We start from the raw sequence: 18681 nt of genomic DNA on the forward strand, positions 1-18681 counted from the left end.
TTATCAATTCACTTTCTTATTTGAATCTTCTTCAATCCAAGTCGACATTTTTGCAAAACTATAGCCTTGCTTTTGAAGTTGTTCAATAATTAATGGCAGTGCTTCGACTGTTTTTGTACCGTCTAAAATATGCATCACCACTACCTTTCCTGGAGCTGCCCTAGTCATAACCCGATCATAAATATCTTGTGCCGTATAATCTAAGTTCCAATCAAATGATGCAATATCGTACATGGCAATTGTTTGAACGCCAGTAGCGGCAATAATTTTAGCAGACTCCTCATTAATAACACCTTGATTTGGTCTAAAATACAATAACGGTGATTCTTGTAAGGCATACGTGAGTGCTTGGTGTGCCTTCAATACATCTTCTTGTAACTCCTCTGGTGTCATCGTTGTTACATCGACATGATTATAAGAATGACTCGCTACTTCGTGTCCTCGATCTACAATTAATCGTGCTAATTGAGGGTTTTTTTCAACACCCTTCCCGATTAAGAAAAATGTACATTGAATATTGTAATTATCCAAAACATCTAAAATTTCCTTCGTTCGTTCCTCACTTGCCCAGTCATCAAAGGATAAAGCAATTTCTTTTTTTGTTGTATTTTTCCGATAATAGACATGCGGTTGGACATTTTCATATGCTGGATTTATTTTTATCGCATCGTAGCCTTTAATTTCCTCTAATGATTTAACCAAATATTCGTTTTCAAATACGTCCGTTAACGTAGAAAATGTAAAGCCTTTTTCTTTGCCAAACTGTGCAAGTAACGGGACAACATCAATGACGGCCGGATTAATATACGTATTTAAATGGATGACTGAACCACTATCTACATACTTTCGAATATACGTCATTATTTCCTCTGCACTTTGCATATTACGATCTTTCGGATTAACAGATGCCTCTACAACAGCTTTCATATTAAGAGCATTTGTCGCATAACGCATATTGTCTGTTGCGTCCCCTGAACGACTTCTCACATACTTCGGTGTATAACCTAATTGCTCTTCAAAAATTTGATTTGTTAAATATATTTCTTTATAAGTCTCTTCATAATCTATATCTGCCATATCAGGGAACGTTAATGTACCGTTTTCTACTTCATGGCCTTTGCTCAATATGTTCTTAACCAATTCAGGTTCTTGTGCTAGACGCATACCTTCAATAAAAAACGTTGCCTTGATGTTCGTTTGATCTAATACCTTTAAAAGCTTTTGCATTGTCTCATTATCTGCAAGTCCATTAAAAGTCAAAGCCACTTTTGGGGTAAGAATATTGGCATGATGTAAAATATCGCTCATCGTTCCATCATGTTCTTTTATTTCAATCGACGAATCTACTGGTGCAACTTGACTTTGTGTTTCGGATTGACATCCTGCTATGAACAAAGCGACTAGTAAACTACATAATTTTAGTCTTTTCATTTCCACACAGTTCTCCTTACAATTTATGATAATTTTTATTGGCAAATAAAAAATGGGTATTCCGTGTATCAAAAATTAGTGCAGCATATTGATCGAGCAATCCATAATCAATTTCTGCATGATTCGTTAAAATTAATACAGCTTCTGCTTCTTCGATTAATTGTTTTGATAATGCAACAGTATTAAGTGTGTATTGGTTGACTGAAAAAGTTTCGATAAATGGGTCCACAACCATAACATCATATTGCTTCTCCAATAATTCTTGGATGACGTGAAGTGCAGGAGATTCACGGAAATCATTAATATTTGGCTTATACGTGACACCAATAACAACAATCTTTCCAGCTCGTAGCTCTTTCTTCTGGTCAATAAGATAATTTTCCAGTCTTTCAACCACAAAACTCGGCATGGAATCATTAATTTTATCTGCCGCCTCAATTAATGAAGCCGTAATACCATGTTGCTGTCCTGCCCATAATAAATATTTAGGGTCAACAGGGATACAATGCCCCCCTACCCCTGGACCAGGTGTAAACGGCATAAATCCATATGGTTTTGTCGAAGCAGCTTCGATTACTTCCCAAATATCTACATTCATTTTGTAGCATATTTTGCTCAGCTCATTAACAAGTGCGATATTGATTTGGCGAAAGGTATTTTCCAGTAACTTCTCCATCTCTGCAACCCTTGGGTTAGAAACAGGAAAAACATTTGTATTGATGATCGTTTCATAAAATAGTTTTGCTATTTCTAAACATGCTTCTGTCACACCACCGACTACTTTCGGTGTATTTGAAACGGTAAAATTAATATTTCCAGGATCAACACGTTCAGGGGAATAAGTTAAAAAGATATCCTGCCCAATCACATAATTACTTTTTTCTAAAATTGGTTGAACGATTTCTTCAGTCGTTCCAGGGTACGTCGTACTTTCAAGAATCACTAGTGTATTGGCAGAAATATATTGTGCGATTGATTTGGACGCATCTTCAATGTAAGAAATATTCGGTGTACCATCTGCTGATGTTGGAGTTGGTACACAAATAATCATGACATCTACACTTGCAAGCTTTGAAAAATCCGCAGTCGTTTCCAACTTCTCTTCTTTTAAGACCTCTTGGATAACAGCATCCGATAAATCAGCAATATAACTTTCTCCATTTGTTAGCTTAGCTATTTTTTCGTTATTTTTATCAATACCAATTACTTGAAACCCTTTTTTGACCATTTCTATAGCGAGTGGTAATCCTACATAGCCAAGTCCGATTACACCAATTTTTGCCTGTTTCGTTTTGATTTTTTTCGATAAAGCTAACTTTGGTGAGTCAATTTTAATCCCCATAAACAAATTACCCCTTTACCTAATTTTAAACATTAAATACAAATAAATCCTTTTTTGTGCAAAAGGAATTTATTCTCTTGTCACCACAAAATAAGTACACATTTCCAACATACCTATAGTACTAATTTCAACTAAACAAATTCTAAACAATTTTTAATTGAATGTATATATAACTATTTTAAATAAGTTGATTTCACCAAAAACCTTCATATAATCCTTTAGTATTATATCATTTTTGGTAAATTAATACATGCACTATTTTTCTAAATATAATTAACCAGATGCAAAGATGGCATTATTTCAAAAAAAGAAAAAATATCGTCACACTCCGATTGCTTAAAATAAAATGGCCTTTTCCTAACTGTTCACTTTTTCACGCACCTCTTTTTAACTGTATTAATAAAAGTCACATTGTAACACTGAACAATGTTAATAATTCACATTTAATATAATAAATACTTTATTACTATTGTTATTTACACAAATATGTTCGAAAAAGACGGATTGGACATTGCCTTGAACGACGGATATTTTCCTTACATAAAAAAAGAGTATGTAAGTTTTCACTTACATACTCTTTTTAAAAGTTCATATTATTTAACTGGTACTACTGCGCCTTTCCATTCATCCAGAATGAAGTCTTGGATTTCTTTAGAAGTTAATACTTCTAATAATTTTTTAATTTCTGGTTTATTTTCATCTCCAGCACGTACTGCAATAATATTAACATATGGAGATTCTTTATCTTCTAAAGCAATCGCATCTTTGATTGGGTTTAAGCCATTATCGATTGCGTAGTTTGAGTTGATAAGGACTGCGTCGCCTTCTTCGTTTTCAAACATTTGAACAAGTAGTTCTGGTGCAGTATTCGCATCAAATTTAAAGTCTTTCGGATTATCTACAATATCTTTAATTTCAGCTGCAGTTTTATCGATACCATCTTTTAATTTAATTAAGCCTTTTGCTTCTAATAATGACAGCATACGACCATGGTCTGAAACAGAATTAGATAATAAGATTGTTGCACCTTTAGGAAGGTCTTCAAGAGATTTATATTTTTTAGAGTAAATACCGATTGGCTCGATGTGTACACCGCCAGCATTTACAAAATCATAGTCATTATCTTTAATTTGTAAATTTAAATAAGGGATATGTTGGAAATAGTTTGCATCAATTGTTCCAGAATCTAAATCTTGGTTTGGTAATACATAATCTTGGTATGTTTCGATTTCTAAGTCAATGCCTTCTTTAGCTAAAATCGGTTTTGCTTTTTCTAAAATAACTGCGTGAGGTGTGTTAGAAGCACCTATTTTTAATGTTACTTTTTCTTCAGTTTTTGCACTGTCGTCTGCCTTATCTCCAGTTGTTGAACCTGCTTCATCTTTGTTACCAGCACCACAAGCTGCTAAAGCTAGTACAAGTACTGATAAAAATAATCCTGCTAATAACTTCTTCATTTGTCTACACTCCCTTTATTTTGTTCAAACAATAATATGTTAGCGGTAAATAACCGGTATAACCTTTTTAACGTTTGTCTGTTTTCGAAGTAATCATATCGCCAATCCATTGGATAATAAATACGACTACTAAGATCAAAATAGTTGCCATTAATGTCACATCTTGGCGATTACGTTGGAAGCCATCTAAAAAGGCTAAGTTTCCTAGACCGCCAGCACCAATAATACCAGCCATTGCTGTATAGCCAACAAGGGCAACAGCCGTTACCGTAATCCCAGAAATAAGTGCTGGTAATGATTCTGGAATTAGTACTTTCCATATAATCGTGGACGTTTTTGCACCCATTGAGCGCGCTGCTTCTATAACGCCCTTATCAATTTCTCGTAGTGCAATTAATACCATTCGTGCATAGAATGGTGCTGCACCGATAATAAGTGCTGGTAAAGCTGCATCTGCTCCACGGATTGTTCCAAGTAAAAACTTTGTAAACGGTATTAGTAAAATAATTAACACGATAAATGGTATCGAACGGAATATATTGACGATTGACCCCGTTAAAAAGTTTACGATTTTATTTGCCCATAGTTGGTTCGGGCTCGTTAAAAAGAGGATAATACCAATGGCTAAACCAAGTATGAACGTGATGACCGTTGAGATAGTGGTCATATAAAGTGTTTCATATGTGGCAGACCACATTTTTTCCCAGTCGACATTCGGAAAGAGATTAGTTAGCATCTGCAATCACCTCCGTTTGTACTTCAACTGTATTCAAATAATTTAATGCAGCTGCTACATTTGTCTCTGAGCCATCAATCTGCACAACAAGTGTGCCGTATGCGCCGTTTTTAGTTTGTGAGATATTACCATGAACAATACTAATTTCTACATCAAACTGCTTCACTAAATGCGATATTACGGGCTGCTCTGTTTTTTCTCCTACAAAGACAAGCTTGACCAATTGCCCTGTAGGATAATTCGCTCTAAGCTGTGCAACAGTCTCCTGCGTTTCCTTCGTATCAGTAATTTGAGAGACGAATTTTTTTGTAATTGCCGCTTGAGGTGCTTGGAACACTTGCAATACTTCACCGCGCTCTACAATTTCTCCAGCTTCCATCACCGCCACACGATGACAAATTTTGCGAATAACATGCATTTCATGCGTAATTAACACAATGGTTAAGCCTAATCGTTCATTAATATCAACTAGTAAATCGAGAATTGCATCTGTAGTTTCTGGATCAAGTGCAGATGTAGCTTCGTCACATAACAAAACTTCTGGATTATTGGCAAGGGCTCGCGCTATACCAACCCGTTGCTTTTGACCACCTGATAGCTGTGAAGGATACGCTTTATCGCGACCTTCTAAGCCAACGAGTGCAATTAGTTCTTTCACGCGTGCTTCTCGCTCACGCTTAGAAACGCCTGCTATTTCTAGTGGAAAAGCAATGTTTTCTGCCACTGTTCGGGACCAAAGTAAGTTAAAATGTTGGAAAATCATGCTTACCTTTTGTCTAGCATCACGGAGCTTTTGCCCCTTAATAGATGAAAATTCTTGATTATTGACCTTCACTGTACCTGTAGTAGGTTTTTCTAAACCGTTTAATAAACGAATCATCGTACTTTTACCAGCACCACTGTAGCCGATAATGCCAAAAATTTCACCTTTGTTAATCGAAAGATTTACATCTTTGACAGCAATCAATTCGCCATTTGCGGTTTTGTATTTCTTCGTAATATTTTGAAGCTGTATCATAGCGAATACTCCTTTTCTCATATAGAAAACCCCTTCTCTCAAGACAAGTAGAAGGGGTCACGTACTTTATACGCTAAACCGTTCTCTCATCTTTCAAAGATAAATCTTTGGGTGATTTGGCACCTTTTCACAAATGTGATGGTTGCCGGGCTTCATAGGGCACGTCCCTCCGCCGCTCTTTATAAGAGTTCGATATATTTAATAGTTTTTTAATATATTTGTTACTTTACCACGCTAGCAAAGTTCAGTCAATTGGTTTTTTTAACAATTCGTATAAAAATGGTACGGATTGAAAGGCATAAATCTTTTCAATAACCTCTCCTCCATCGCTAACAAGTAAACAAGGTACACTTTCAATTTGAAAATCAAAAGCTATTTGTTCTAAAAAATTGATATTTGCCTTGCCTATTTTTACCTCTGGCAGTAACTGTTCAATGATATTCATCATTTTAGATGCAACGGCACAAGTTCCGCACATCGGTGTATATAAATAAAAGGCAGTTTTGTCTCCAGACTGTACAGCCGTTTCCCACTGCTCTTTTGACCATTCTTCCATGATTTCACGCAACCTTACAAAATATATTCATTATGGATTGAAAAATGAGCACGCAATAAAATCGTCGCTAGCACTTTCCTCGGTGTTGTTTCTACTTCTTTATATGTTGGCATTGTCCGTAAATGCTCGGCCTCTGGATAATGTCTATCCATTAATGCACGTAGTTTATCGCCTGATGTATCCGCATCAAAAAATGTATAGAGCTCACAGCCCTCATATGGGTCGAGTAATTCTTCTAATTGATGCACACCAATTGTACCATTTGTACAAAGGATTGTAACATCTTCACTAAGAATAGGTTCAATTTGAAGCTTATCCGAACGGCCTTCCACGATTAAACATTTGCCTTCGAACATCACGCCACCCCCATTTAGACAGTTATCTACTACAGCATAACATTTGAATAACCGAATTTCATACTATTGCATCTCAACTTTTTAGCGTTTCCATTAATTCATGGCACTAGCAATTCCTAAGATTGCGCCGAAAAATTGTAGCATTATATAATAAAAAACGCCGGTAAATTTGCCGACGTTTTTCTATTACAGGCTTGTTTATTCTGCAATCAATTTTTCGTATTGCTCAGCTGTCATAAGGTTTTCAATCTCTGATGCATCAGCAGGCTCTACAACGATCATCCATGCTTTTTCATATGGTGATTCATTTACGAATTCTGGGCTATCTTCTAAGTCTGCATTTACTTCAACTACAGTACCTGAAATTGGTGCGTAAAGTTCAGAAACAGTTTTTACTGATTCTACGCTTCCGAATGGATCATCTGTTTTAATTTCGTCGCCAACTTGTGGAAGCTCAACGAAAACGATATCTCCTAGTTCTGATTGTGCGAAGTGAGAAATACCGATACGTACTTTACCATCTTCTAATTTTACCCATTCATGTTCTTCAGAGTAACGTAAGTCTTTAGGTGTGCTCATGCCAAAAACCCCTCCATAAATATGTAATATATTCACTATCAGTGTGCCATACTTCTTTCATAAAAACAAGGATAAAAGCAGTTATTTCCAAGCTTGCTCAAATTCTGTTTCTTTAAAACCTAACGTTACTTTTTTTCCATCTGTCACGATTGGTCGTTTAATTAGCATACCATCTGACGCAAGCAGTGTAAGTTGCTCATCTTCCGGCATTTCCGCCAATTTATCCTTCAATCCAAGTTCACGGTATTTCATGCCAGAAGTGTTAAAAAACTTCTTCAGTGGCAACCCGCTCGCTTGCCAATATTGCTTTAATTGTTCTTTCGTAGGTGCTTGTTCAACGATGTGTACCTCTTCGTATGAAACGCCATTGTCGTTTAACCACTTCTGTGCTTTTTTACAAGTTGTACATTTAGGATAATGGATAAATTGAATCATATTTGTAGGCTCCTCTACTATCATTTTCTGTAGTATACCATCATAACTAGTATGTGCCAAAATGAAACAATTATAATTGTTTGAGTGCCTGACACCAGTGGAATTCAGAATTGTTTCAGTGCCTGACACTTAAATCTATGCGTTCCCGCAGGAGTCTACGTGGATTATTACTTAGTGAGTCTTAAGACAAAGCTATAAATTGTGTGAGTGCCTGTCACCAAAACAGGCACCAAAAAAGACTGTAGATTAAGGTATCTACAGTCTGTTCATAGCTAGTATTATACGATGAATTTTTCTGCTTCGATAAGTTTAACGGAAGCTTCACGTTTTTTAGCAATAAGGTTATAAGGGTTGTTGCGAGTCAGTTTGCGAAGCGCTGACAATGTCATCCGTGCAGCATCTCCATCAGCTGAAGCAAGAATCGTATCTTTTGCCTCTTTCTCAATTTCTGCAAATGCTTCTTGGCAGAAAATTTGCGTGTAAAGTAATTTTTGTTGTGATTTTTCTGCACCCTCACGTGCAATCGCTTTTTCTGTACGTAACACAGCAGACTCCATAGCAAATAGTTGGTTTGCGATATTCGCGATATTTACCAATACTTCTTGCTCTTGGTCAAGCTTCGCACCGTAGCGTTGTGCTGCCATACCTGCTGCTAACACAGCGATTTTCTTAGCATTTTTTACAAGGTATTTTTCTTGTGCTAGTGGTTCTGTACCTACTTCTTCTGGCATCATCATCAGCAATTCTTGTTGTAAATTTTGTGCGACTTGCAATAATGGCAATTCGCCTTTTAATGCTTTTTTCATAAATGTGCCAGGCACAATCATGCGGTTAATTTCATTTGTTCCTTCGAAAATGCGGTTAATTCGAGAGTCGCGATAAATGCGCTCTACCTCATATTCTGCCATAAAGCCATAGCCACCATGTAATTGCACCGCTTCATCAGCAATATAATCCAATGTTTCTGAACCAAACACTTTCGCAATCGAACATTCAATTGCATATTCTGCAATTGCATTGGCAATGACTTTCCCTTGCTTTTGTTCTTCAGGGCTCAATTGGCTTAGACGATCTTCAAATAATCCAACTGTACGATAATTTAATGATTCTGACGCATATAATTGAGACGCCATAGTCGATAGCTTTTCTTTTGTTAGGTTGAAATCAGAAAGCTTTGTTTTAAATTGTTGACGTTGGTTCGTATATTGAATCGCTAGCTCTAATGCACGTTTTGAGCCACCGATTGTACCGACACCTAATTTATAGCGACCGATATTTAAAATGTTAAAGGCAATGACGTGTCCACGACCTACTTCACCAAGCAGATTTTCAACAGGTACTTCTGCATCTTCAAGCACTAATGTACGAGTTGATGAAGATTTAATACCCATTTTCTTTTCTTCTGGCCCAACAGAAACACCGTTATATGCACGTTCTACGATAAATGCCGAGAATTTATCGCCATCGATTTTTGCATACACAACAAATACGTCAGCAAATCCAGCGTTTGTAATCCATTGTTTTTCACCATTCAAAACATAATGAGTACCAGCAGCATTTAACTTGGCAGTCGTTTTAGCACCTAATGCATCGGAACCTGAACCTGGCTCTGTTAAAGCATAAGCTGCAATTAACTCACCTGAAGCAAGCTTTGGTAAGTACTTTTGCTTTTGCTCTTCATTCCCGAAAAGCACGATCGGTAATGAACCAATCCCCACATGCGCACCATGTGTAATCGAGAAACCACCTGCTACAGACATTTTTTCTGCTATTAATGCTGAAGAAATTTTATCTAAACCAAGACCTTCATATTCTTCTGGTACATCCGCCGCTAATAGGCCTAGCTCACCAGCGGTTTTTAGTAAACGTACTGAATGTTCGAACTCATGATGTTCTAAGTTTTCAACGACAGGTAATACTTCATTCGCAACGTACTCTTCCGTTGTTTTGGCGATCATTTTTTGCTCGTCTGTAAAATCTTCAGGTGTAAATACGCGATCTAACGCCACATCCTCAATAATAAATCCGCCGCCTTTAATGATATCTGTAGTTTTTTCTGTCATGTCCAATTCCTCCTTATTTTTCGGTGCCAGGCACGCATACAATTCGCAATTCTTAAACAATTAATTTTTACACAACTTATAAAATTTCAAATACCCCAGCTGCGCCCATACCGCCGCCGATACACATTGTGACAACTCCATATTTTTTACCTTGACGTTTCAGCTCATGAATAAGTTTTAATGTTAAAATTGCACCGGTTGCGCCAAGTGGATGTCCTAATGCAATTGCGCCACCATTGACATTCACTTTCTCTTGGTCGATGCCTAAATGACGTACAACTTGTAAAGACTGCGAAGCAAATGCTTCGTTAATTTCCCACAAATCGATGTCCTCTATAGATAAACCGGCAATATCAAGTGCTTTGGGTACTGCAACGATTGGACCGATTCCCATTACTTCTGGAGGAACACCACCTACCGCAAAGCCTAAAAACTTCGCCATTGGTGTCATCCCTTGCTTTTCAGCTTCCTCTCGATCCATCACCAGAACTGCTGCTGCACCATCAGAAGTTTGCGAAGCGTTACCTGCTGTCACACTACCTTTTACATGAAAGGCAGGACGAAGTTTCGCTAAACCTTCTACAGATGTGCCAGGGCGGACCCCCTCATCCATACTGAAAGTAAATTTTTTCACCTGTAGTTTATTATTAGCATCCACATAATGTTGTTCTACTTCAATTGGGACGATTTCATCATTAAATTTACCTTCTTGAATTGCTTTTTCTGCAAGCACATGCGAGCGTACCGCAAATGCATCTTGATCTTCACGGCTAACATTATACTGTCGTGCGACTTCCTCTGCTGTATGTCCCATCCCCATATAATATTGAGGGGCTGTTTCTGCTAATGTTGGATTTAAGCGTGGTGTATTCCCTACCATTGGTACCATACTCATAGACTCAACACCGCCAGCAAGAATTGCCTTTGAATGACCAAGCATAATCCGTTCAGCTGCATACGCTATTGCCTGTAAACCCGATGAACAAAAACGATTAATAGTCAAAGCAGGTGTCGTATCCGGTAGCCCTGCAAGTGCACCAATGCTACGTGCAACATTCATGCCTTGCTCTGCTTCAGGCATTGCACACCCTAAAATTAAGTCATCAATAGGCCCTTCATAGCCCGCTCTTTTCAATGTCTCTTTGACAACTGCTGCTCCAAAATCATCTGGTCTTACTGTTGCTAATGAACCTTTTTTCGCTTTTCCAATAGGAGTTCGTGCTCCTGCTACAATAACGGCTTCACGCATCGTCTAAATCCCCCTTTGTTTCATGTGCAAATATAGTCATCTATCTAATTAGTTACGAAGTGGTTTTCCCTTTAACAACATATGTTGCATTCTTTGCTGCGATAGTGGATCTGCTACTAGACTTAAGAATGCTTCACGTTCTAAGTTTAATAGATATTGTTCATCTACTAATGTGCCGTATGGTACTTTTCCACCTGCGATAACATACGCTAACTTCTTGGCAATTTTTAAATCATGTTCACTGATGAAACCTGATTCAAACATCCCTTGAGCACCGATTAGTAACGTACCATAGCCTGATGCACCGACAACAGGAACTTTTGTTGGCACCGGTGGTTGGTAGCCTGCCTCATAGAGTGCCAAAGCAGCCTGCTTTGCATCATAGATTTGGTGATCTGCATTGACTGAAATACCATCTGCAAAGTTTAGGAAATTATTGTCTCGTGCTTCCTCACCTGAAGTTGATACTTTCGCCATAGCAATTGTTTCAAATACTTTATTGGCAATCTGTTGATAATCTACTTCCACACCATGCGGTAAGCCTTTTAAGAATTTTTGGTAGAGTGCTTTGTTACCGCCACCCCCAGGAATTAAGCCAACACCGACTTCTACTAAGCCCATATAAGTTTCCATTGTCGCTTGGATATGTGCAGCAGGCAAGCATACTTCTGCGCCCCCACCTAATGTCATAGCGAACGGTGCAGCGACAACTGGTTTTCTTGAATATTTTATTTTTTGCATAGCATCTTGGAATGCTTTAATAACAAAATCCAGTTCGAAGATGTTATCATCCTGTGCTTCTACTAAAATCATGCCTAAGTTCGCTCCGACACAGAAGTTTTTACCTTGGTTTCCGATTACCAAGCCTTTATAATTTGCTTCTACTTCGTCTATTGCGTAGTTAATCATTTGAATAATATCTAAACCAATGGCATTGGATTGGGAATGGAACTCTAGTAACGCAATACCGTCACCCAAATCTATTAAGCTAGCACCGCTATTGGACTTAATAACACCATGTTTTTTCTTATAACGCTTTAAGTTAATTTCTTTCTCATTCACTGGAACTTTCACGTATTGTGAGCCGTTATAATACGCTACGTCACCATCTATTTCTGAATAGAATGTAGTAAAGCCCTGCGCTAACATATCTTTCACAAATAGTGGAACTTCTCGACCTTCTGCCTCCATTTTCGCAACAGATTCTGTTACACCAATAGCATCCCAAATTTCAAATGGGCCTTGCTGCCAGCCGAATCCCCACTTCATGGCATTATCTATTGCGACGATATCATCAGCAATTTCACCATGTAACTGCGCAGAGTAAATTAGTGTAGGTGCAAAAATTCCCCATAAAAGCTCACCTGTACGATCTTTTGCGTACGTTAATGTCTTCACTTTGTTCGCTAGTCCGCGCGTTTGTTTCGCCATTTCAATCGAAGGTGTTTGTAATTTTTTAGCTGGACTATAAGCTAAAGTATGTGGGTCAATTTCTAAAATTTCTTTTCCTTGCTTTTGGAAGAATCCTTGACCAGACTTTGCACCTAGCCAGCCGTTCGTAACCATTTTTTGTAGGAACTCAGGTACTGCAAATACTTGCTGTTCCTCTCCTGTCGTTTGGTCATATACATTTTTTGCCACATGAATAAATGTATCTAAGCCAACAACATCTAATGTACGGAAGGTAGCTGATTTTGGGCGACCAATGAGCGGCCCTGTCACTGAATCTACCTCTCCGACTGAATAACCACCTTGCATCATTTGCTGTAAAGTGATTAACAGACCGTATGTGCCGATGCGATTGGCAATAAAGTTTGGTGTATCCTTAGCCAAGACAACACCTTTCCCAAGAATGTCCTCACCAAATTTTTTCATAAAGTTAACAACGTCTGGTGCAGTTGTCGTTGCCGGGATTACTTCAAGTAATTTTAAATAGCGTGGAGGGTTGAAGAAGTGTGTCCCTAAAAAATGTTGTTGGAAATCTTCTGAACGTCCTTCAGCCATCGCATTAATGCTAATGCCCGATGTATTAGAACTGATTATTGTACCTGGCGTACGAACAGCATCAATTTTTTCATACAGGCTTTGTTTAATCGCTAGATTTTCTACAACAACTTCAATTATCCAATCGACATCTTTCAGTTTGTCTAAATCGTCTTCAAAATTTCCCACCGTTAGAAGCGATAAATTTTTCTTAGAAGTAAGTGGTGCTGGTTTTTGCTTTAATAACTTTTGAAGAGCCCCATTTACAAAGCGGTTTCTTACAGCTGGATGTGCTAACGTAAGCCCCTTTGCTTCCTCCTCTTTCGTTAGTTCCTTCGGTGCAATGTCTAATAATAATGTTGGAATACCGATGTTTGCTAAATGTGCTGCAATTCCAGAACCCATTACCCCAGAACCTAGAACAGCCGCTTTTTTAATGTTGTAAGTCACAAGCAATTCCCCCTTATTCTCCCATTGAATGAATGACCATTCATTTTTTGGTCAAAAAAAATCAAAATTGTGCTTCGGCGTTTTTGCGCATAGATTTTGACACTGCTACTGGTTAAAACGGAAGTCGAAACGTCGTATAGCATGAATGCGAAGTTTTCACACTAGCATTACTCAAAATCTGTGACAATCGCCAGAGACTTATTTTCACTCAATTTACTTTCTTCAATCACGAGAAATGTCTTCCACTGAATGAAAATAAAACTACTTTTTCTGTTTTTAGTGTAGATTATTTTGTCTAAATTAGCAATCTTTTTTCTATAATTATTTTTGCGATATACAACTTTTTTTGTTTTTTACGAGCGAAAATAAGACAATAAGTAGCTTCCACATATCCCAAACAGATAACTTTCAGGTTGAAGAGAAAATGTGTAAAATGGAAAGCAAGGAGAGTGATTTACTAATGAAAACAATAACAACTGCAGAACAATTTAATGAGCTTATTTCTGGTGAACAAAAAGTACTTGTAAAATTTTATGCTGGATGGTGCCCAGATTGTACACGTATGAATATGTTCATCGACCCAATTATTGAAGAATACAACCAATTTGATTGGTATGAGCTTAACCGTGACGAGCTGCCAGAAATCGCTGATAAATACGATGTAATGGGTATTCCAAGTTTATTAATTTTCCAAAACGGTGAAAAATTAGCCCACTTACATAGTGCGAACGCTAAAACACCACAACAAGTTACGGAGTTTTTAGCTGCTCAACAATAATAAATCGTAACAAACGTAAAAATAGTATGCTAGGTATCCCTTGGCATACTATTTTTTCTTCTATATCAATCGAAAGCAAACACCTTATTAAAAACACGTAGATTATAAAGCGTTTTTTGGAAGGGAGATATTGATGAAACAGCATTTGTCATTACAAGGAAAATCGCAATACGATGCATCTATTGCATCTCATTATCGTAACTCTGCCTGTGGGCCGACAACAGTCCATGTCATCCTAAAGTACTTTGATCCTTTAGCTCCATCGGTAAATGACCTTTACCAAATCCTAGGTAGCACCAAAGTTGGTTTGTTTAAATGGCGTTTAATTTCTAACCTTCGAAAGCTGTTACCAACATGGGATATACGCGATTGCACGTTAAAAGAGGCGCTGCAAGAAATTGACGCAGGTCGCCCTGTGGCAATGCGCTTTGACCGTTATTTTAGCCTACGATGGTTTGATAAAAAATCGACCTTTGCCTACCATTGGGTACCACTTATTGGCTACGAAGTACAAGATGGTAAGCTATTGTTAATTTTCCACGATAACGGAGGAAACAATCGCGCCAGTCAAATCCGTAGTGCTTCATTTCAACAAAATAAAAACGTATTACGCTTCGTTAAAATAGCACCTAACTAAGGGCATACAATGAACGTGCTTGCTTCGCAATAAGTGTAAAGCCACGTTCCTCTATTGCATTAATCGTCTGGTGCTCATAGTTTGGTACTGCTAAATGAGCAAAATCGGCTTCAATCGGTACATTCGTTTGTATCGTTGCAAGTTCATGTGATAACTTCAGCATATCCAGATTGTCTTTAATTTTGGTACGCTGACCAGGTTTTAAGTCCTCTAAGGAAGCAATCACATTATCAATCGAGCCATACATTTGAATAAGTGTCAGTGCCTGCTTAGGTCCAATTCCTTTAACTCCTGGGTAGCCATCACTCGTATCACCCATAAACGCTTTTACTTGTGCAAATTGAATTGGCTCTATACCATATTCTTCTTTAAAGCGTGTATGTGTATAAAGATCATATTCAGTGTAACCTTTTTTTGTAAAAGCAATTTGCGTTGTCGGTGTGAGCAATTGTAATAAATCCTTATCCCCACTAATAACCGTAATATCAGCTTCATCCTGCCACTTCGTAATCATCGAGCCGATTACATCATCCGCCTCCATACCGACAACGCCAAAATTTTGCCATCCGATATGTTGAGCTAAATTTTTAGCCATATCAAATTGAGGAAGCATTTCCTCTGGCGGTGCTGGACGGTTAGCTTTATAGCCATCATATAATTCATTGCGGAATGTTTGTGCCCCCATATCCCAGCAAACAGCTAAATGTGTTGGTTGCATAATAGATTGTGCCGTCAAAACATGGCGCACAAATCCTTGCGCACCATTCGTTGGTGTGCCGTCCTTTAATCGAATAAAATGCCCCATTGCTGCTGATGCAAAAAAAGAACGAAATAATAACGCCATACCATCAACAATGAGTAATTTTGGTTTTGTAGTCATAATAAAAAATCCTCTCTTATCTATTATTCTATTATAACAGTTTAAGGTGTCAGGCACCCAAACAATTTAGATGTGCCTGTGGGAAGCTTCCGCCCGTAGCAAAACAGACTATGGAGTAGCTCCATAGCCTGCCTTTTCTTTCCTTGATATACGATTGCGATGATCCAATTGAATGCCGGTTAGCCATTGCAAAAATGCAGTAACCCCCGTTTTCACCGTTTCTAAGCGAAGTTCATTTTGTTTTGGATCAGGATAAATAAAGTCAATATGCCGTACACCTTCATTTTCACCAATCAGCTTTAAAATATCAAATAATTCATAGGCCGTTAATCCACCCGGTGTAGCAGCAGGTACATCTGGGGCAAACGTAATATCCAATGCATCTAAATCAACGGATGCATAAATCCTATCTACCTCATACATAAGCTGACGTAGCATTTCACGGATGGTCAATTGGATACCGTCACGTCGCATCTGCTTTAACGTAATCATATGAATTCCTTGCTCACGAGCATAATAAATCATTTCTGGTGAATTAAAAAAGCCATGCAAGCCAACGTTATACATATGTTTTCCCTCTACAACGCCTGATGCGATTAGTTGATGAATCGGTGAATTCATTGCTAAACCTATATCTTCTTGATTTCTTGCATCTAAATGCGTATCAAGTTGAATAATGCCAATTCGCTCATTCGGAAAAGCATTTTTAATCCCCCTTAATGAACAAGCCGTAATTGCATGGTCGCCACCAATCAGGCAAGTGAAGCTTTTCTGATAAGCGATACTTAAATTTTCAGCAGCTGCCTCAATAGCAGATTCCGAAAGCATGCGATTGGTCGAGTCAATTGCCACGTCTCCAATATCAACAATTGCTAATGAACGCAAATCTACTTGTTCATCTAAATTATAAGATTGAAAGCTCGACCACGCTTTCCGAAAAGCAGTAGGATACTGTGCTTTTTTCATAGGATCGTTCGCATAAGATAATAAGGCACCATAGACAATAATATCTACATCATTTGCATGTGGGTTTTGCTTTTGCTTAATCCACTGATGCATGCCTGAGCCGTTTTCTTGTTTCCATTGCCATTCAGGTTGGGTAAACATCTTAACCTACCACCTTCACACCTTTTTTCCAAACCTTTTTCACATGATTTACACCAAAAATATAATGTAACTTTTGATGATTATGGACATCCCACAGCACTAAATCAGCTTGTTTTCCAATTTCGATAGAACCTACGCGATCTTCAATTTGCAATGCACAAGCCGCATTATAGGTAGCAGCACATAAGCTTTCTGCCGGCGTCATTTTCATTGTGATGCATGCTAAGTTCATAACAAGTGGTAGCGAAATCGTTGGCGATGAGCCTGGATTACAATCAGTGGAAATCGCTACGGGTACACCTGCGTCAATAATATCTCGGGCACGTGCTGGATTTTCACCTAAATATAATGCTGTTGCTGGTAACAAGCATGCAATTACGCCCGATTTAGCAAGTGCTTCAATACCTTCATCCGACACTTTTAATAAATGCTCAGCAGAAATAGCACCTACTCTTGCCGCAACATGCGCACCTTGATTTTCTTCAATTTCATCGGCATGTATTTTAGGTATAAGCCCTTGTGCCTTGCCAGCCAATAAAATACGTTCTGCTTGCTCGGGTGTAAAGACATCGACTTCACAAAAAACATCAATAAATTTTGCAAGCTTTTCTTCCACCACCGCAGGAATCATCTCATCAATCACTAAGTTAACAAAGTGCTCTGGGTTTTCTCGATATTCTTCTGGTACTGCATGTGCCCCCATAAAGGTCGGCACAATGTCCATCGGATGCTTATTTTGCAATCGTTGCATAACCCGTAATTGTTTTAACTCGTTTTCTAAGTCTAAGCCATAGCCACTTTTACTTTCTAACGTCGTAACACCATGTTGTAAAAATAAGTCCAAGCGTCTCGTCGTCTGATTGAAAATATGTTCTTCTGTCAACGAGCGCATTTTTCGAGTTGTTGCATGGATGCCTCCCCCAGCATTCATAATGTCCATATAGCTCGCGCCTTCTAAACGCATCTCAAATTCATGTTCACGACTACCGCCAAAAACAACATGGGTATGAGGATCAATCAAACCGGGCGTGACAATTTTCCCTGTAGCATCGACAATCTCCGCTTCCTCTGCACGGGGTAAATATTTTAATATCATTTCTCGTGTTGTACCAAGATCTTGAATCACACCATCTTCCAGCCAAACACTTCCTCCTTCAATAATAGCAAGCTCTCGCATTGCTTCTCGTACTCGCGGACCTTTCTTGTCACTTGCAAGTGTTACTAATTGAGAAATATTTTGAATCCAAATTGGCTTTTGTTGCTTGTCCTTCATCCCTAACTCCCCTTTGTCTATGTATAACCCTCATCCGTTAAGTGAACTTATTACTATGATCTCACTAAAATTGTGAACACGCTTATTATTCTAAAGCAGCCCTATAGTAAGGTACTTACATCTTCGTCACGCCCTGCGCAATTCCCTCTTATTCTCTTAAAATTTCTATAATACCTATCATCCATTAAGCTTGAGCACAAAATGAATCCTTATGTTCGGAACTGCGAATAGTCCCTTGCCAAATCTATAACATCCAGCGAGTTAATTTTTAGCGCACGTTTCATTGCTCGCTTAGAGTAGCAACTAGATTTCAAAGCAAGACAAAAAGCAATAACACTCTATACAGAAATG

At 38.2% G+C, this 18681-nt stretch carries 17 protein-coding genes and 1 riboswitch; of the genes, 2 read left to right on the forward strand and 15 right to left on the reverse strand.

Features of this window, described 5'->3' with window-relative positions:
- Positions 1-3: 3 nt before the first annotated feature.
- From I5435_RS18080 to I5435_RS18135, 12 genes are all read right to left on the reverse strand, one after another.
- On the reverse strand, positions 4-1431 hold the full coding sequence (locus I5435_RS18080) for a polysaccharide deacetylase family protein (protein WP_337982700.1): 1428 nt from the start codon (positions 1429-1431) through the stop codon (positions 4-6).
- A gap of 16 nt (positions 1432-1447) precedes the next feature.
- Positions 1448-2773: a nucleotide sugar dehydrogenase gene (locus I5435_RS18085; protein ID WP_024362702.1), complete on the reverse strand. Its 1326-nt coding sequence runs from the start codon at positions 2771-2773 to the stop codon at positions 1448-1450.
- Positions 2774-3366: 593 nt separating this feature from the next.
- On the reverse strand, positions 3367-4230 hold the full coding sequence (locus I5435_RS18090; protein ID WP_024362701.1) for a MetQ/NlpA family ABC transporter substrate-binding protein: 864 nt from the start codon (positions 4228-4230) through the stop codon (positions 3367-3369).
- Positions 4231-4297: 67 nt separating this feature from the next.
- Positions 4298-4966, reverse strand: coding sequence for a methionine ABC transporter permease (locus I5435_RS18095; RefSeq protein WP_024362700.1), 669 nt, complete (start codon positions 4964-4966; stop codon positions 4298-4300).
- Positions 4956-5984: a methionine ABC transporter ATP-binding protein gene (locus I5435_RS18100; protein WP_024362699.1), complete on the reverse strand. Its 1029-nt coding sequence runs from the start codon at positions 5982-5984 to the stop codon at positions 4956-4958. The genes I5435_RS18095 and I5435_RS18100 overlap by 11 nt, the downstream gene beginning before the upstream one ends.
- Positions 5985-6067: 83 nt before the next feature.
- Positions 6068-6172: riboswitch (SAM riboswitch) on the reverse strand.
- Between the two features lie 56 nt (positions 6173-6228).
- The gene (locus I5435_RS18105) at positions 6229-6540 is read right to left on the reverse strand and encodes a thioredoxin family protein (RefSeq protein ID WP_024362698.1); all 312 of its coding nucleotides are present in this window, start codon (positions 6538-6540) and stop codon (positions 6229-6231) included.
- A 14-nt stretch (positions 6541-6554) separates the two neighbouring features.
- Entirely contained in the window at positions 6555-6896 is a 342-nt protein-coding gene (locus I5435_RS18110; protein WP_024362697.1) for a toprim domain-containing protein, read from the reverse strand.
- Positions 6897-7094: 198 nt separating this feature from the next.
- On the reverse strand, positions 7095-7475 hold the full coding sequence (gene gcvH / locus I5435_RS18115; RefSeq protein WP_024362696.1) for a glycine cleavage system protein GcvH: 381 nt from the start codon (positions 7473-7475) through the stop codon (positions 7095-7097).
- Positions 7476-7556: 81 nt separating this feature from the next.
- Positions 7557-7910: an arsenate reductase family protein gene (locus I5435_RS18120; RefSeq protein WP_025220417.1), complete on the reverse strand. Its 354-nt coding sequence runs from the start codon at positions 7908-7910 to the stop codon at positions 7557-7559.
- A 278-nt stretch (positions 7911-8188) separates the two neighbouring features.
- A complete protein-coding gene (locus I5435_RS18125; protein ID WP_024362694.1) occupies positions 8189-9973 on the reverse strand; it encodes an acyl-CoA dehydrogenase family protein in 1785 nt (594 codons plus the stop codon).
- A gap of 76 nt (positions 9974-10049) precedes the next feature.
- Positions 10050-11222 carry an acetyl-CoA C-acetyltransferase gene (locus I5435_RS18130; protein WP_024362693.1) on the reverse strand — a complete coding sequence of 391 codons (1173 nt, stop codon included), beginning with the start codon at positions 11220-11222 and terminating at the stop codon, positions 10050-10052.
- 48 nt (positions 11223-11270) lie between these two features.
- A complete protein-coding gene (locus I5435_RS18135) occupies positions 11271-13655 on the reverse strand; it encodes a 3-hydroxyacyl-CoA dehydrogenase/enoyl-CoA hydratase family protein (protein WP_337982701.1) in 2385 nt (794 codons plus the stop codon).
- Between the two features lie 433 nt (positions 13656-14088).
- Here I5435_RS18135 and I5435_RS18140 point away from each other — a divergent pair, with 433 nt between their 5' ends.
- Together I5435_RS18140 and I5435_RS18145 are read left to right on the forward strand one after the other, a co-directional pair.
- Positions 14089-14433 carry a thioredoxin family protein gene (locus tag I5435_RS18140; RefSeq protein WP_081769927.1) on the forward strand — a complete coding sequence of 115 codons (345 nt, stop codon included), beginning with the start codon at positions 14089-14091 and terminating at the stop codon, positions 14431-14433.
- Positions 14434-14566: 133 nt separating this feature from the next.
- Positions 14567-15070, forward strand: a complete 504-nt coding sequence (locus tag I5435_RS18145) for a C39 family peptidase (RefSeq protein ID WP_025220420.1) — start codon at positions 14567-14569, stop codon at positions 15068-15070.
- Here I5435_RS18145 and I5435_RS18150 read toward each other — a convergent pair.
- The 3 genes from I5435_RS18150 to hutI all read right to left on the reverse strand — a co-directional run bounded on the left by I5435_RS18150 (position 15063) and on the right by hutI (position 18330).
- Positions 15063-15950 carry a 5'-3' exonuclease gene (locus I5435_RS18150; protein ID WP_025220421.1) on the reverse strand — a complete coding sequence of 296 codons (888 nt, stop codon included), beginning with the start codon at positions 15948-15950 and terminating at the stop codon, positions 15063-15065. The genes I5435_RS18145 and I5435_RS18150 overlap by 8 nt on opposite strands.
- Before the next feature lie 108 nt (positions 15951-16058).
- Complete coding sequence (locus tag I5435_RS18155; protein ID WP_337982702.1) at positions 16059-17057, reverse strand: agmatinase family protein; 999 nt, start codon at positions 17055-17057, stop codon at positions 16059-16061.
- A gap of 1 nt (position 17058) precedes the next feature.
- A complete protein-coding gene (gene hutI, locus I5435_RS18160) occupies positions 17059-18330 on the reverse strand; it encodes an imidazolonepropionase (RefSeq protein WP_337982703.1) in 1272 nt (423 codons plus the stop codon).
- Positions 18331-18681: the final 351 nt, after the last annotated feature.

The organism is Lysinibacillus sp. C5.1 (genome assembly GCF_016350185.1).
GTDB lineage: Bacteria > Bacillota > Bacilli > Bacillales_A > Planococcaceae > Lysinibacillus > Lysinibacillus sphaericus.

Coding starts and splice junctions, on each gene's coding strand:
- I5435_RS18080 (WP_337982700.1), bottom strand. CDS start 1,431: ATGAAAAGACTAAAATTATGTAGTTTACTAGTCGCTTTGTTCATAGCA.
- I5435_RS18085 (WP_024362702.1), bottom strand. CDS start 2,773: ATGGGGATTAAAATTGACTCACCAAAGTTAGCTTTATCGAAAAAAATC.
- I5435_RS18090 (WP_024362701.1), bottom strand. CDS start 4,230: ATGAAGAAGTTATTAGCAGGATTATTTTTATCAGTACTTGTACTAGCT.
- I5435_RS18095 (WP_024362700.1), bottom strand. CDS start 4,966: ATGCTAACTAATCTCTTTCCGAATGTCGACTGGGAAAAAATGTGGTCT.
- I5435_RS18100 (WP_024362699.1), bottom strand. CDS start 5,984: ATGATACAGCTTCAAAATATTACGAAGAAATACAAAACCGCAAATGGC.
- I5435_RS18105 (WP_024362698.1), bottom strand. CDS start 6,540: ATGGAAGAATGGTCAAAAGAGCAGTGGGAAACGGCTGTACAGTCTGGA.
- I5435_RS18110 (WP_024362697.1), bottom strand. CDS start 6,896: ATGTTCGAAGGCAAATGTTTAATCGTGGAAGGCCGTTCGGATAAGCTT.
- gcvH (WP_024362696.1), bottom strand. CDS start 7,475: ATGAGCACACCTAAAGACTTACGTTACTCTGAAGAACATGAATGGGTA.
- I5435_RS18120 (WP_025220417.1), bottom strand. CDS start 7,910: ATGATTCAATTTATCCATTATCCTAAATGTACAACTTGTAAAAAAGCA.
- I5435_RS18125 (WP_024362694.1), bottom strand. CDS start 9,973: ATGACAGAAAAAACTACAGATATCATTAAAGGCGGCGGATTTATTATT.
- I5435_RS18130 (WP_024362693.1), bottom strand. CDS start 11,222: ATGCGTGAAGCCGTTATTGTAGCAGGAGCACGAACTCCTATTGGAAAA.
- I5435_RS18140 (WP_081769927.1), top strand. CDS start 14,089: ATGGAAAGCAAGGAGAGTGATTTACTAATGAAAACAATAACAACTGCA.
- I5435_RS18145 (WP_025220420.1), top strand. CDS start 14,567: ATGAAACAGCATTTGTCATTACAAGGAAAATCGCAATACGATGCATCT.
- I5435_RS18150 (WP_025220421.1), bottom strand. CDS start 15,950: ATGACTACAAAACCAAAATTACTCATTGTTGATGGTATGGCGTTATTA.
- I5435_RS18155 (WP_337982702.1), bottom strand. CDS start 17,057: ATGTTTACCCAACCTGAATGGCAATGGAAACAAGAAAACGGCTCAGGC.
- hutI (WP_337982703.1), bottom strand. CDS start 18,330: ATGAAGGACAAGCAACAAAAGCCAATTTGGATTCAAAATATTTCTCAA.